Raw genomic sequence first — 13,480 nt, forward strand, 5'->3', positions numbered from 1 at the left:
CGGTCCTTGTCGGTCAGAACGCTTCGAAGGCGCCTCGCACCCACTGGATGTCGAGGTTTGGGGCATGGCCTATCACGGCCACCACATCGAAGCGGCAGGCACATGATAGCCCGTTGCGTAGCAGATAAAAACGCGCCGCCTTGATCAGGCGGCGCTGCTTGGTGGGGGTAACGAACTCGAGCGGATGGCCGTGCCGGCAATCGGCGCGGTGCTTGACCTCGACGAACACCAGAATATCGCCGTCGCGCATGACCAGGTCGAGTTCGCCGCCCTTGGCATGCTGGTTGCTGGCCACCAGCTGCAGGCCGCGCCGTGTCAGCCAGTCGGCCACGGCGCGCTCGATCTGCGCGCCGCGCTGGCGGGCGTCAGCGGGCCCGGCCATCGTCGAAGACACTGCCGTTGTCGGCGTCGGCATCCGGGTCACGCAGCCGGGGCATGCCGTCACCAAGCAGCCCGTCACGATGGATCATGCCCAGCGGTAGCTGCGGCACGCCGTTGACGAAAGTGGCCCAAGGCAGCTCGCGGTAGATGCGACCGTCGCTCTCGGCGCGCAGGGTGCCGGTGGCACCCTGCACCTCGCTGCCGGATATGGCCTGCAGTTGGGGCAGACGACGTGCCAGTTCGTAGGCATCTACGCCCATGGCGTTGAGCTTGAACAGGGCTGGATCGTTGTCTTCGCGCAGTTCCATGAAGCTGCCAAAAAAGGGAACCGCGTTCTCGCCGCCGACTGCGGCATGGGGAATCAGCCATGGAATATCGGGGAACTGCACATCATCCAGGTCGTGGTCGATGCGGGGTTGCGGCCGGCCTTCATAGAGGTGCGAGGTGGCGTAGATCGGCAGGTTGCTGGCGTAGTAGAAATCCAGCATCGGCGGTACCTGGCGGGCGTAGCTTGGCAGTGCCAGCAGGAACAGCATATCGACGTTGCCGAGTTGAGCGCGTTCGCCGCTTACGCTGAGCAGCGGTCGAATGGCGCCAGCGACTGCTCCGCCGGGGTCGTAGCGCACCGCCGAGGTGACGCTGCCGCCCTGGCGCTCCCACTCGCGACGAAAGGCTGTGCCGACGCGCTCGCCCCAGTCATTGTCCGGGACCAGCACGGCACTGCGGCGGTGGCCGTCGAGGTAGGCGCGACGTGCTACTTGGCGCGCTTCATCTTCCGCCGAGAGGCCGTACTGGAAGAGATTCTCGGCATTGTTGCGTTCACCGTAACCGTAGTTCAGGGCCAGAGTTGGCAGCGGTACGCTGTCGCGATTCTCGAGCGCGGTGACCTGGTCCTTGTCGAGGGGCCCGATCACCACTTGGGCGCCGGCCATATTGGCCTCGGCGTAGAGTGCCTGGAGGTCACCGCTGGTGGCGTCGATGAAGGTAATTTGCGGTGTTGATTGACCATTGTTGCCAGCCTCCATGTGGCGGGCGCGGATGCCGCGGCGGATCTGCTCGGCGACATCTGCCAGCGGGCCGGACTCTGGCAGCAGCACGGCGATGCGCCGCACGTCCTGGTCGCGCAGTTCGCGCAGCTCGGTCAGCTCATTGGGCGGACGGCGTGCGGCAGGGTGGTTGGCGTTGCGCTCGCGCCAGTCGCCAAAGCGGTCGAGAAAGCGGGTGATGTCGCCGCCGCTCTGGCGCTGCAGGTCGATGACCTCGAGCCAGCCGGCGGTGAGCCGGTCGGGGTCCTCGCCGAGGGTCGCCAGTTCCTGGCGGTTGAGGCGCGTGAGCTGACGCCAGATGTCATCGTTGAGTACCGGGTTGTCGGTATCGGCCTGCACGCGGAGTAACGCCCGTGACGAGGCCAGCGGCTCACCGATCCGTCCCAGTGACAGCCCCTGCCGATAGCGCAGCGCATTACGGTCGTCGTTCTCCATGGCGATCCCTTCATCAAGGATGCTGGCTGCCTGGAGCACGCTGGAGTCGTCCTCGAAATCGTAGGCCAGGCCGGACAGCAGTACTGCCCACTGCACCCGCCGGGCATCATCCAGGAGGCTATCGTCGAGGCTCTCGGCCACCTCGAAAGCCTGCGCCTCATCGCCGCGCCGTGCTAGGATGTCGGCCGCCTCGAGGCGCGTGGCGGCGGCCTCGTCGGGTGGCTGATCGACGGCGCGCTCGAGCAGGGTCTCGGGCTCAGGATCGGTGATCCTGTCGACCACGCCGATAGGCGCGGCACAGCCTGCCACCATCAGCGCCAGCAGGGCGGCAAACAGCAGGCCGCGAGGCGATTTGTCCATAAATCCTATTCCCTTGTCTGGGTCCTGTGGAGGTACCGGTATGTCTGACTCAGCTTATGGGGCATTGTACGTGGTCGCCACGCCGATTGGGAATCTCGACGACCTTTCCCCGCGGGCGGCACGGGTGCTCGGCGAGGTGGCGGTGATCGCCGCCGAGGACACCCGCCACAGTGCCCGGCTGCTGCGACATCTGGGCCTCGAGCGGCCGATGTTGTCGTTGCATGAGCACAATGAGGCGGCGCGGGTATCGCAGCTGGCTGCACGCCTGGCTGCTGGTGACGATGTGGCGTTGATCAGCGATGCCGGTACGCCGCTGATCTGCGACCCGGGCTTCGTGCTGGTACGCGAACTGCGCGATGCCGGTCATCGCATCGTGCCGGTGCCGGGGGCGTGTGCGCTGGTGGCCGGGCTCAGTGCAGCGGGGCTACCCACCGATCGCTTCACTTTCATCGGCTTCCTGCCCGCCAAAGGCGCCTCTCGGCGCGCCCGGCTCGAGGCCCTGGCGGAGCGTGACGAGACGCTGGTCTGCTATGAATCGCCGCACCGGATCCGTGACACCCTCGACGATCTTGCCACGGTGCTTGGCGAGCGCCGGGTGGTGTTGGCGCGGGAGTTGACCAAGACCTTCGAGACCTTTCTCGACGGCAGCGCGGAGGCTTTGTTGGCGCGCCTGCAGGAGGATCCTGACCAGGCCCGCGGTGAGTTCGTGGTGATGGTCGCCGGGGCGCCGCCGCGCGATGAGTCGGAGCAAGCCACGCTGGAGGCCGACCAGCTGCTCGCCGCGCTGTTGGCAGAGGGCGTCGGCGTCAAGCAAGCGGCGGCAGTGGCGACGCGAGTGCTGGGCGGCGCCAAGAAGGCCTGGTACGCGCGAGCCCAGGCACTCAAGGATGCTGACTGAGTCACGATCGTGGTTGCCTTCAGCGAGGGGCGCCGGGGACAGGTCGAAGAGGAGGTTCTACGCCATGGGTTCGGAGCACTGCTCCGAACGGGCTGGCCATGGATGGCCAGCCCCGGTCCTGCAAGCGGAGCAGGACGCGAGAGCGCAGCAGGGCGTAGGTAGCGCCCAGGGACGGGTTTACAGCGCCTCCTCGCAGGCCTGTCGACGGATCAGTCCCGAGCGGTGCCGCCTCTCTGCGATAGCCCCGAGTTTCTCCACCGGTTGCTTGAGGGGGGGCTGGCGCGCTGTTATTCTTCCCGGCTTGGGAGTCGGCCAGACAGTCGCCGCCATCGCGCTGCTTGCAGCGGGCTGGGGGAGGAAAGTCCGGGCTCCATAGGGCAGAGTGCCAGGTAACGCCTGGGCGGCGCGAGTCGACGGCTAGTGCAGCAGAGAGTAGACCGCCTACGTCTCCTTCGGGAGGCCGGTAAGGGTGAAAGGGTGCGGTAAGAGCGCACCGCGCGCCTGGTAACAGTGCGTGGCACGGTAAACCCCACTCGGAGCAAGACCAAATAGGGACCCCATGGCGTGGCCCGCGCTGGGTCCGGGTAGGTTGCTTGAGCGCTGTGGCAACGCAGCGCCTAGAGGAATGGCTGTCCACGACAGAACCCGGCTTATCGGCTGACTCCCTCCCATTTTCATCGCTGACTGCGATTGTCTGCCACCCGCAGTGCCCGCATCGAGAAACTCATGTCATCACCCGAGAATGCCGCGGCCTCGCCCTCCTATCATCACGCAAGCGTGTTGCTCGACGGCGCGGTGGATGCACTGGTGCATGCCCGCGACGGTATCTACCTGGACGGCACTTTCGGCCGCGGCGGACACTCACGGGCAATTCTCGAGCGTCTCGATGCCAATGGACGGCTGATGGCCATCGACCGCGACCCCGACGCGCTGGCCGCCGCTGACGATATCGTCGATCCGCGCTTCATGATCGAGCGTGGCGAGTTCGCCCGCCTCGGCGATATCGCTGCCGCGCATGGGGTGCATGGTAAGCTGGCTGGCATCCTGCTCGATATCGGCGTCTCCTCGCCGCAGCTTGACGATCCTGAGCGCGGCTTCAGTTTTCTGCGCGACGGGCCGCTGGACATGCGTATGGACCCCAGTCAGGGCGAGAGTGCGGCGCAGTTCCTGGCGCGTGCTGGCGAAGCCGAGATGGCCGGGGTGTTCAAGGCCTACGGCGAGGAGCGCTACGCCAAGCGTCTGGCGCGGGCGATCATTGCCCGCCGCGCGGAGCAGCCTTTCACCCGCACCGCCGATCTCGCCGCGGTGGTGAAGGCGGCACACCCGGCCTGGGAGAAGCACAAGCACCCAGCCACGCGGGTCTTCCAGGCGCTGCGCATTCAGGTCAATGGTGAGCTCGAGCAGCTCGATGCCGCGCTGGCGGCGGCGCTAGAGGCGCTGGCGCCGGGGGGGCATCTGGTGGTCATCAGTTTCCACTCGCTGGAGGACCGTCGCGTCAAGCGGTTCATCCGTGACCACGTGCGCGGGGATACCCATTTGCCTCGCGGCATGCCAATCCGCGATGATCAACTCGAGCGTCGCCTTGAAGCACTGGGCAAGGCACGCCGCGCCGGTGCCGATGAGGTCGACGACAATCCCCGGGCGCGCAGTGCCGTGCTGCGTGCCGCGCGCAAGCGGAGCTAAGGGCAGTCGATGAGTCAGGGACGCAAGCGGTTCACGGTGCTGTCAGGATGGCGTCAACGGCTGAGCCTGGTGGTCGTGATCGGCTTGGTGGTGGCCACACTGGCTAGCGCCATGGCGGTGATCGCATCGAGCCACCTGACCCGTGTGCAATATGCTCGGCTGCAGCAACTCGAACGAGAACAGAATCAGCTGCAGACCGAATGGGGCCAGCTGCTGCTCGAAGAGAGCGCCTGGTCATCGCCGGCGCGTATCGAGCGCCTAGCCATCGAGCGCCTTGACATGCGCTTGCCCGATGTCAATGAGGTCGAGGTCATTCGCCCATGAGAGCCGACCCTCGAGATGCCGTGACGCGGTGGCGGCCGCCGCCCACCGATCCGCTGGGCAGTGGACGCTACATCCTCATGGTAGCGCTGGTGCTGATCGGACTGGGACTGCTGGCGGTGCGCATCGTCAATCTGCATGTCATCGACCGCTCCTTCCTGCAGGGCCAGGGGGATGCTCGGACCCTGCGTACCGATACCATTCCCGCTCACCGCGGCATGATTACCGACCGCAACGGCGAACCGCTGGCGATCTCCACGCCGGTGGTAAGCCTGTGGGTCAACCCCCAGGAACTGCCGGAAGACAACATCCAGCGGCTGATGCTGGCCCAGGCCATGGGCATCAACCTCGATCAGCTCAACGAGCGGCTGGAGCGCTTCAGCGAACGCGAGTTCATGTACCTGCGGCGCATGCTGACCCCTGACGATGCCCAGCGGGTGCTCGATCTGCGGCTGCCCGGGGTTTACGGTCAGAACGAGTATCGTCGCTATTACCCGGCCGGGGAGGTGGCCGCCCAACTGCTCGGCGTGACCAATGTCGACGATCAGGGCCAGGAGGGGCTCGAGTTGGCTTACCAGCCCTATCTGGCTGGCACCCCCGGGCAGCGGCGGGTGCTCAAGGATCGCCGCGGGCGGCTGGTGCGCGACCTGCAGCTGCTGCGCGAGGCACGCCCCGGTGGCGACCTCACGCTGGCCATCGATCAGCGCTTGCAGTACATGGCCTACCGCGAGCTCAAGGCGGCAGTCACCGAGCACGGCGCCGATGGCGGTAGCCTGGTGATGATGGATGCGCGCACCGGCGAGGTGCTGGCGATGGCCAATCAGCCCTCTTACAACCCCAATAATCGCGCTGGCATCGACCCGCGCGGGCTGCGCAACCAAGCCATCGTCGACGTCTTCGAGCCGGGCTCGGTGATGAAGCCGCTGGCCATGGCCGCGGCGCTGGAGAGCGGCGATTACCGCCGCGATACGGTGATCGATACCTCGCCTGGCTGGATGCGTATCGACCGTTTCACGATTCGCGATTTTCGCAACTATGGCGAGCTGGATCTCGCCGAGATCCTCGAGAAGTCATCCAACATCGGCATGTCGCGTATCGTCCTCGAACTCGACGAGACGGCAGTGCCCGACAAGTACCGCCAGCTGGGCCTGGGCCAGAGCCCCGAAACCGGCTACCCCGGTGAATCCACCGGAACCCTTCCGGCACCGACGCGCTGGTCGCGTAGCCAACGCGCGGCGCTCTCCTATGGCTATGGCATGTCGGTGTCGACGCTGCAGCTGGCCAGCGCCTACACCGCTATCGCCAATCAGGGCGAGCGGCTGTCCCCCTCGCTGTTGAAGCTGGAGGAGCCGCCGACCAGCACTCCGGCCATCGACCCGGCAGTGGCCTACGATCTGCTGCGTATCATGGAGGAGTCGGTACAGCCCACCACCGGCGGGCGGCGTGCTGCCGTGCCCGGCTATCGGGTCGCCGGCAAGACCGGCACGGTGCGCAAGACCGCCGCCGGCGGCTACGCCGAGGATGCCTATCGCAGCGTGTTTGCCGGCATCGCGCCGGTCTCCGATCCGCGTATCGTTACGGTGGTGATGATTGACCACCCGCGGGCCGGTGAGTACTACGGCGGCGCGGTGGCGGCACCGGTCTTCTCGCGGGTGGTCGGCAGTGCGCTGCGTCTGCTCGACGTGCCGCCGGATCAACGCAGTGAGCCGGTCGAGGTCGACCAGCAAGCCCTCGAACCCATTCCCCCCTGACAAGGACATCAGATGCAGGTCGATCGTCAACGCCTGTCGCATGCGCTTAGCAGCCGCTGGCCGGATGCCACCGTTTCGCAACTTCCGCGCGGCGACGACGTGCGCCTCGAACTCGACAGCCGCCGGCTGGCGGCGGGGGATCTCTTCGTGGCGTTGCCCGGCGTGAGCGCCGATGGGCGCGATTTCGTCGACGCGGCTTTGGCGGCTGGTGTCGGCGCGGTGCTCTACCACCTCGACGATGGCGACACGCCGCCGCCGGACCCGCGGGTGCTGGGCCTGCCCGGCCTAAAGGCGCAGCTCGGTGCGCTGGGGCGTGAGCTGTTTGGCGTGCCGGAGAGCCTGGAATTGATCGGTGTCACCGGCACCAACGGCAAGAGTTCGGTGACCCACTATATTGCCGCGCTGAGCGAAACGCTGGGGCGGGCCTGTGGCGTGATCGGCACCCTTGGCGTCGGGCGCATCGACCGCCTGGCCGATAGCGGCCAGACCACCCCCGGGCCACTAGCGCTGCAGGCAGCACTCGGTGAGCTCGCTGCTCAGGGCGTCGTACGTGTGGCCATGGAGGTCTCGTCCCACGCCCTCGATCAGGGCCGGCTGGCGGGCTGCCGCGTGACTGCCGGGGTGTTCACCAACCTGAGTCGCGACCACCTCGACTACCACCCCAGCATGGCCGCCTATGCGGCGGCCAAGGCGCAGCTGTTCAAGCGCGACGAGCTCGAGCTTGCCGTGGTCAATGGCGACGACCCGCTGGCTCGGCTGATGCTGGCCGGCGTGTCGGAGCGGTTACGGGTGCTGGCCTGCGGTCAGGACGAGGCCACTACGCTGCGGGTGGTCGAGTGGCTGCCGCATGCCGACGGCCAGCGCGCGCTGATCGCGACCCCGCTCGGAGAGCGGGTGCTGGCGCTGGGCTTGATGGGGCGCTTCAATCTCGACAATGTGCTGCTGGCGATTGCTACCCTCTACGGCCTGGGAGAAGACCTCGACGCGCTGCTGGCGGCGGCCGAGTCCCTGGCGCCAGTGCCCGGTCGGATGCAGCGGCTTGCGGCGCCGGGCGGCCCGAGGGTGGTGATCGACTATGCGCATACCCCGGATGCCCTTGACAACGCCCTGCGTGGGCTGCGCGAGCACCTTGGCGAGACGGCCACCCTGTGGTGCCTGTTTGGCTGCGGCGGCGATCGCGACCCGGGCAAGCGGTCGCTGATGGGGCGGGTCGCCGAGTCGTTGGCCGGGCGTGTGGTGATCACTGATGATAATCCCCGCGGCGAGACGCCTGCGGCGATTCGTGCGGCGATTCGCGCCGGGCTCAGCGCACCCAGCGTCGATAGCGTCTGGGAGATAGACGGCCGCGGCGCAGCGATCGCGCATACCCTGGCGGCGGCTGGGCCTGAGGATATCGTGCTGATTGCCGGCAAGGGCCATGAGACCTATCAGGAGATTGCCGGCGTGCGGCACGATTTCAATGATCTGACCGAAGCCGAAGCGGCGCTGGCGAAACGGAGTGAGCGCCCATGAACCTGGGCCTGAATACGCTGGGCGAGGTGGCGGCGGCGCTGGGCGTGACGACGCCGGCCGAGGCCGGATGTGTGATCGACACCATTACTACCGATAGCCGCGCCCTGGGCGTGGATGCGCTGTTCGTGGCGCTTCGCGGCGAGCGCTTCGACGGTCACGATTTCATTGCCCAGGCGCGCGCCGCGGGGGCGGCGGCGGCGGTGGTCGAGCAGCGGGTGGATGACCCGCTGCCGCAGCTGGTGGTAGCGGATACCCGTCTCGCGCTGGGCCTGCTGGGTCTGGCACGGCGACGCGCCTGGGGGCAGGCTGGCGCGGGGCGCCTGGCGGCGATTACCGGCAACAGTGGCAAGACATCGGTCAAGGAGATGCTCGCCGTACTGTTCGATCGACAGGGTCCAGTGCTGGCTACCCGTGGCAACCTCAACAATGACATCGGCGCGCCGCTGACGCTGCTCGAGCTGCGCGGTGAGCACCGCCATGCGGTGGTCGAGCTCGGCGCCAACCACCTGGGCGAGATTGCCTGGACCACGGCGCTTGCGCTTCCCGACGTGGTGGTGATCACCAACGTGACCGGTGCCCATGTCGGCGAGTTCGGGGGGATGGGGCAGATTGCCCAGGCCAAGGCCGAAATTCTCTCCGGTTTGGCGCCTCAGGGCGTGGCAGTGCTCAATCGCGACGACCGCTTCTATCCGCTGTGGCGTCAGCTGGCCGCGGATCGCGAGGTCATCGACGTCAGTCTCGAGGATTCCCGGGCGCGCGTCTGTGCCGGGGCGCTGGCCTGCGACGAGCTGGGGCGCTATGCTTTCACGCTGTCGTTCGATGGTCGCGAGCTGGGTCGCGTTCAGCTTGCGCTGCTGGGGCGCCACAGCGTGGCCAACGCGCTGGCGGCAGCGGCGGCGGCGCTGGCCATGGGGCTCGACGGTGCTGCGGTGGTCGCCGGGCTCGCGGCGGTGTCGCCGATGCCCGGACGCATGGCCGTGGTCGAAGGGCTGCGCGGCACTCGGCTGATCGATGATACCTATAACGCCAACCCCGGAGCGGTGAAGGCCGCGCTTGATGCGCTGGCCGACATGCCGGGTCCCCGCTGGTGCCTGCTGGGCGTCATGGGCGAGTTGGGAGAGGCGTCCCCGCGGCTGCATGCCGAGGTTGGGCGCTATGCGCAGGAGAAGGGGATCGATTTTCTCGGTACCACCGGCGACGCCGCGCGCGAGGCTGCGACGGCCTGCGGCGCTGCCGGCTGCCATTTCGACGACTGGGAGGCGCTGGTGCGCCATGCCCATAACCATCTGCCGCCAGGGGCCAGCGTGCTGGTCAAGGGCTCGCGCAGTGCCGGCATGGAACGAGTGATTGCCGCCCTGCGCGCTGATGCATCAAGGTGAACGCGACACATGCTGCTTTATCTGGCCAATTTTCTGGCGCAATTCCAGAGCGCCTTCAACGTCTTCAACTATCTCACCCTGCGCATGATTCTGGGGACCATCACCGCACTGATGCTGTGCCTGTGGCTGGGGCCGCTGATGATCCGCCGGCTGGTCGAGCGACAGATCGGCCAGGCGGTGCGCGACGATGGTCCTCAGTCGCATCTCTCCAAGGCCGGCACCCCGACCATGGGTGGGGCGATGATCCTGATGGCGATCGCCGTGAGCACCCTGCTGTGGGGTGATCTCGCCAATCATTACGTATGGATCGTGCTGGGCGTCACCCTGGGCTTCGGCGCCATCGGCTGGGTCGATGATTTCCGCAAGGTGGTAGAGAAGAACCCTCGCGGTCTCCCGGCGCGCTGGAAGTATTTCTGGCAGTCGGTGATTGGCCTGGCCGCGGCGGTGCTGCTCTATACCACTGCCGCCAGCCCGGTAGAGACCAGCCTGATAGTACCGCTGTTCAAGGATGTGGTGGTACCGATGGGGGTATTCTTCATCGTGCTGACCTACTTGGTGATCGTCGGCAGCTCCAATGCGGTCAATCTCACCGACGGCCTCGATGGCCTGGCGATCATGCCCACCGTGCTGGTGGCCATGGGATTGGCGGTGTTTGCCTATGCCAGCGGCAATGCGGTATTCGCCAACTACCTGCAGATTCCGATGATTCCCGGTGCCGGCGAGCTGGCGGTGTTCTGTGCCACCATCGCCGGTGCCGGGCTAGGGTTCCTGTGGTTCAACACCTATCCGGCGCAAGTCTTCATGGGCGATGTCGGCGCGCTGGCGCTGGGGGCAGCGCTGGGGGTAGTGGCCGTCATCGTTCGCCAGGAAATCGTGCTGTTCATCATGGGCGGGGTGTTCGTGATGGAGACGGTGTCGGTGATCCTGCAGGTCGGCTCCTACAAGCTGACCGGGCGGCGGATCTTCCGCATGGCGCCGCTGCACCACCACTTCGAACTCAAGGGCTGGCCGGAGCCGCGGGTCATCGTGCGCTTCTGGATCATCACCGTGGTGCTGGTACTGGTCGGCCTGGCCACCCTCAAGGTGCGCTGAGGTGGCTCAGTCAGCGGAACGGGTTGCGGTACCGCCGGGCATGACGCTGGTGGTGGGGCTGGGGATCTCCGGGCGAGCGATCTGTCGTCATCTAAGTCGCCAGGGAGTTCCCTACATGGTGGCCGATACCCGTCCGGCGCCGCCTGGTCTCGATGACTTCCATGCCGCACATCCCGGCGTCGAGATCTACTGTGGGCCACTCACCGGTCTCGACTTGAGCCAGGTCGAGGAGGTGGTGCTGAGCCCCGGGGTCGATCCCGCCACGCCGGGGATCGCCGAGTTGGCCGGACGTACTCGGGCGGCCACTGGCGAACCGCTGGTGGTGGGTGAGATCGCGCTGTTCGTGCGCGCGACGCAGGCGCCGATCGTCGCCATCACCGGCTCCAATGCCAAGTCTACCGTGACCACCCTGCTCGGCGAGATGGCCCAGCAGGCGGGACGCCGGGTGGCGGTGGGGGGGAACCTGGGGACGCCGGCGCTGGACCTGCTGCACGACACTCCGGATGCCGACCTCCATGTGCTCGAGCTGTCGAGTTTCCAGCTCGAGACCACGCCGTGCTTGGGCGCCGAGAGCGCGGTCTTTCTGAACCTCTCCGACGACCACCTCGATCGCCATCGCGATATGCACGGCTACCGTGCCGCCAAGCTCAGGGTCTTCCATGGCACCCGCCATGGGGTGGTCAACGCCGAGGACCCCATGACCTGGCCCGAGACCCCTTTGCCAGCACAGGACAGTTTCACAACCCAGGCCCCCAGAGCCGGAGAGTGGGGCATCGGCCAGCACGCCGGGGAGGCGTGGCTGATGCATGGCAGCGCCCCCCTGATGCCGGCTGGTGAGGTGCGACTCCCGGGGCGCCACAACCAGGCCAATGCGCTGGCGGCGCTGGCCGTGGGCCATCATCTGGGGCTGCCGGTGTCGGTCATGCGCGGTGTGCTGGGGCACTTTGCCGGCTTGCCGCATCGCTGTGAGTGGATCGCCGAGATCGATGGTGTGAGTTGGATCAACGACACCAAGGGCACCAATGTCGGGGCGACCCTGGCGGCGATTCGCGGCATTGGGCCGACGCTCTCCGGCAAGCTGATCCTGCTCGCTGGCGGTGTCGGCAAGGGGGCCGATTTTTCTCCTTTGGCCACTGCCGCGGGCGAGTACGTGGGTACGGCGCTACTCTTCGGGGTGGACGCGGAGCGCCTGGCCCGGGCACTGGGCGCTGCCGTCGAAACGCACTGCGTCGAGGACCTGTCAGCGGCCATGGCGTTGGCGCAAACGCTGGCGAGCCCCGGCGACTGCGTGCTGCTGTCGCCGGCCTGCGCGAGTTTCGATCAGTTCGCCAACTACCAGGATCGCGGCGATCAGTTTCGACGCTGGGTGCTAGCCCGGCAGGCGGAGGCCAAGCCATGAAGTCAGGCTCCAAAACCCGCGCGCTGGCGGCGCGTTTCTCCACCGCGGATCAGCCGTTCGACGGTTGGCTGCTGCTGGCGTCATTATCGCTACTGCTGATCGGCTGGGTGATGGTCACGTCGGCGTCTACCGAAGTGGCCTCGAGCCTGACCGGTAACCCTTATTACTTCAGCGTGCGCCATGGCGTCTTCGTATTGGTGGCGCTGGGGGTGGGCATTGGCGTGTCGCGGGTGCCGCTAGCGTGGTGGAAGGTCAATGGCCCGTTGCTGCTGTTGGTGGGCATTGTGCTGCTCGCGCTGGTACTCATCTTTGGTCGCGAGATAAATGGCAGCAAGCGCTGGCTGTCGCTGCCCGGCGTGCCCTTCAATCTCCAGGCGTCGGAAGTCACCAAGCTGTGCCTGATCGTCTACATGGCCGGCTATCTGGAGCGCTTCCTGGCCGAGGTGCGCCAATACTGGGGCGCTTTCATGCGCCCGCTGCTGGTGGTGGCGGTGATCGCGTTGCTGCTGATCCTGGCCCCCGATTATGGGGCCGTGGTGGTCATGACCGGCTGTGTGATGGGCATGCTGCTGATGGCCGGCGCGCCGCTGTGGCGCTTCGGGCTGCTACTGCTGGCGGTTGGGGTGCTGGGCTTCTACGTCGCCATTGCCGAGCCCTATCGCTTGGCGCGACTGACCAGCTTTGCCGACCCTTGGGCGGATCAGTTCGCCAGCGGTTATCAGCTGACTCAGGCGCTGATCGCCTTCGGTCGGGGACACTGGCTGGGGCTGGGATTGGGTAACAGCGTGCAGAAACTCTTCTATCTGCCTGAGGCCCATACCGACTTCGTGTTTGCCGTGCTGGCCGAGGAGATGGGGCTGTTTGGGGCCATCGCGGTGGTCGGACTGTTTGCCCTGCTGGTGTTTCGCGCCCTCAAGATCGGCCGTCGCGCCGAGCTGGTGCGGCTGCCGTTTGCCGCCTACCTCAGCTATGGCATTGCGCTGGTGATCGGTTCCCAGGCGTTCATCAACATTGCGGTGAGTACCGGGATGCTGCCCACCAAGGGCCTGACACTGCCGCTGCTCAGCTACGGCGGGTCGAGCCTATTGGTCAGTGCGGCGATGATCGGCCTGCTAATGCGCGTCGATGCCGAGACACGGCGCGCCGAGCGGCGCGCTCAACCCACGGCACCGCGGGCGCGCAGCGCCGCCGGTGTGCGATCGACAGGAGTTGCCAAGTGAGTC

At 66.8% G+C, this 13,480-nt stretch carries 11 protein-coding genes and 1 other RNA gene; 10 read left to right on the forward strand and 2 right to left on the reverse strand.

Annotated features, from left to right (window positions below):
• Positions 1-13 precede the first annotated feature (13 nt).
• Both BLT16_RS10765 and BLT16_RS10770 read right to left on the reverse strand, forming a co-directional pair.
• Complete coding sequence (locus BLT16_RS10765) at positions 14-382, reverse strand: YraN family protein (RefSeq protein ID WP_089658521.1); 369 nt, start codon at positions 380-382, stop codon at positions 14-16.
• Complete coding sequence (locus BLT16_RS10770; protein ID WP_089658522.1) at positions 366-2,222, reverse strand: penicillin-binding protein activator; 1,857 nt, start codon at positions 2,220-2,222, stop codon at positions 366-368. Before BLT16_RS10770 ends, BLT16_RS10765 begins: the two co-directional genes overlap by 17 nt.
• 40 nt (positions 2,223-2,262) lie before the next feature.
• On the opposite strand from BLT16_RS10770, the gene rsmI reads away from it, so the two are divergent.
• From rsmI to ftsW, 10 genes are all read left to right on the forward strand, one after another.
• Positions 2,263-3,120 carry a 16S rRNA (cytidine(1402)-2'-O)-methyltransferase gene (gene rsmI / locus BLT16_RS10775; RefSeq protein WP_089658523.1) on the forward strand — a complete coding sequence of 286 codons (858 nt, stop codon included), beginning with the start codon at positions 2,263-2,265 and terminating at the stop codon, positions 3,118-3,120.
• Between the two features lie 304 nt (positions 3,121-3,424).
• Positions 3,425-3,789: RNase P RNA component class A (gene rnpB / locus BLT16_RS10780), an RNA gene on the forward strand.
• A 57-nt stretch (positions 3,790-3,846) separates the two neighbouring features.
• Positions 3,847-4,803 carry a 16S rRNA (cytosine(1402)-N(4))-methyltransferase RsmH gene (gene rsmH / locus BLT16_RS10785; protein ID WP_089658524.1) on the forward strand — a complete coding sequence of 319 codons (957 nt, stop codon included), beginning with the start codon at positions 3,847-3,849 and terminating at the stop codon, positions 4,801-4,803.
• Positions 4,804-4,812: 9 nt separating this feature from the next.
• Complete coding sequence (ftsL, locus tag BLT16_RS10790; protein WP_089658525.1) at positions 4,813-5,127, forward strand: cell division protein FtsL; 315 nt, start codon at positions 4,813-4,815, stop codon at positions 5,125-5,127.
• Positions 5,124-6,875, forward strand: coding sequence for a peptidoglycan D,D-transpeptidase FtsI family protein (locus tag BLT16_RS10795; protein WP_089658526.1), 1,752 nt, complete (start codon positions 5,124-5,126; stop codon positions 6,873-6,875). Before ftsL ends, BLT16_RS10795 begins: the two co-directional genes overlap by 4 nt.
• A 12-nt stretch (positions 6,876-6,887) precedes the next feature.
• Positions 6,888-8,387 carry a UDP-N-acetylmuramoyl-L-alanyl-D-glutamate--2,6-diaminopimelate ligase gene (locus BLT16_RS10800; protein ID WP_089658527.1) on the forward strand — a complete coding sequence of 500 codons (1,500 nt, stop codon included), beginning with the start codon at positions 6,888-6,890 and terminating at the stop codon, positions 8,385-8,387.
• A complete protein-coding gene (locus tag BLT16_RS10805) occupies positions 8,384-9,766 on the forward strand; it encodes a UDP-N-acetylmuramoyl-tripeptide--D-alanyl-D-alanine ligase (protein WP_089658528.1) in 1,383 nt (460 codons plus the stop codon). Before BLT16_RS10800 ends, BLT16_RS10805 begins: the two co-directional genes overlap by 4 nt.
• Positions 9,767-9,775: 9 nt before the next feature.
• On the forward strand, positions 9,776-10,858 hold the full coding sequence (gene mraY, locus BLT16_RS10810; protein WP_089658529.1) for a phospho-N-acetylmuramoyl-pentapeptide-transferase: 1,083 nt from the start codon (positions 9,776-9,778) through the stop codon (positions 10,856-10,858).
• A 40-nt stretch (positions 10,859-10,898) separates the two neighbouring features.
• Entirely contained in the window at positions 10,899-12,257 is a 1,359-nt protein-coding gene (gene murD / locus BLT16_RS10815; RefSeq protein WP_089658586.1) for a UDP-N-acetylmuramoyl-L-alanine--D-glutamate ligase, read from the forward strand.
• Positions 12,254-13,477 (forward strand): putative lipid II flippase FtsW, encoded by a 1,224-nt coding sequence (ftsW, locus tag BLT16_RS10820; protein ID WP_089658530.1) that lies wholly within the window; start codon positions 12,254-12,256, stop codon positions 13,475-13,477. Before murD ends, ftsW begins: the two co-directional genes overlap by 4 nt.
• The last annotated feature ends 3 nt before the right edge of the window (positions 13,478-13,480 follow it).

This window comes from Franzmannia pantelleriensis (genome assembly GCF_900102875.1).
GTDB lineage: Bacteria > Pseudomonadota > Gammaproteobacteria > Pseudomonadales > Halomonadaceae > Franzmannia > Franzmannia pantelleriensis.

What these genes read in the sequence shown, in the direction of transcription:
- BLT16_RS10765 (WP_089658521.1), bottom strand. Translation starts at nt 382, where the DNA reads ATGGCCGGGCCCGCTGACGCCCGCCAGCGCGGCGCGCAGATCGAGCGC.
- BLT16_RS10770 (WP_089658522.1), bottom strand. Translation starts at nt 2,222, where the DNA reads ATGGACAAATCGCCTCGCGGCCTGCTGTTTGCCGCCCTGCTGGCGCTG.
- rsmI (WP_089658523.1), top strand. Translation starts at nt 2,263, where the DNA reads ATGTCTGACTCAGCTTATGGGGCATTGTACGTGGTCGCCACGCCGATT.
- rsmH (WP_089658524.1), top strand. Translation starts at nt 3,847, where the DNA reads ATGTCATCACCCGAGAATGCCGCGGCCTCGCCCTCCTATCATCACGCA.
- ftsL (WP_089658525.1), top strand. Translation starts at nt 4,813, where the DNA reads ATGAGTCAGGGACGCAAGCGGTTCACGGTGCTGTCAGGATGGCGTCAA.
- BLT16_RS10795 (WP_089658526.1), top strand. Translation starts at nt 5,124, where the DNA reads ATGAGAGCCGACCCTCGAGATGCCGTGACGCGGTGGCGGCCGCCGCCC.
- BLT16_RS10800 (WP_089658527.1), top strand. Translation starts at nt 6,888, where the DNA reads ATGCAGGTCGATCGTCAACGCCTGTCGCATGCGCTTAGCAGCCGCTGG.
- BLT16_RS10805 (WP_089658528.1), top strand. Translation starts at nt 8,384, where the DNA reads ATGAACCTGGGCCTGAATACGCTGGGCGAGGTGGCGGCGGCGCTGGGC.
- mraY (WP_089658529.1), top strand. Translation starts at nt 9,776, where the DNA reads ATGCTGCTTTATCTGGCCAATTTTCTGGCGCAATTCCAGAGCGCCTTC.
- murD (WP_089658586.1), top strand. Translation starts at nt 10,899, where the DNA reads ATGACGCTGGTGGTGGGGCTGGGGATCTCCGGGCGAGCGATCTGTCGT.
- ftsW (WP_089658530.1), top strand. Translation starts at nt 12,254, where the DNA reads ATGAAGTCAGGCTCCAAAACCCGCGCGCTGGCGGCGCGTTTCTCCACC.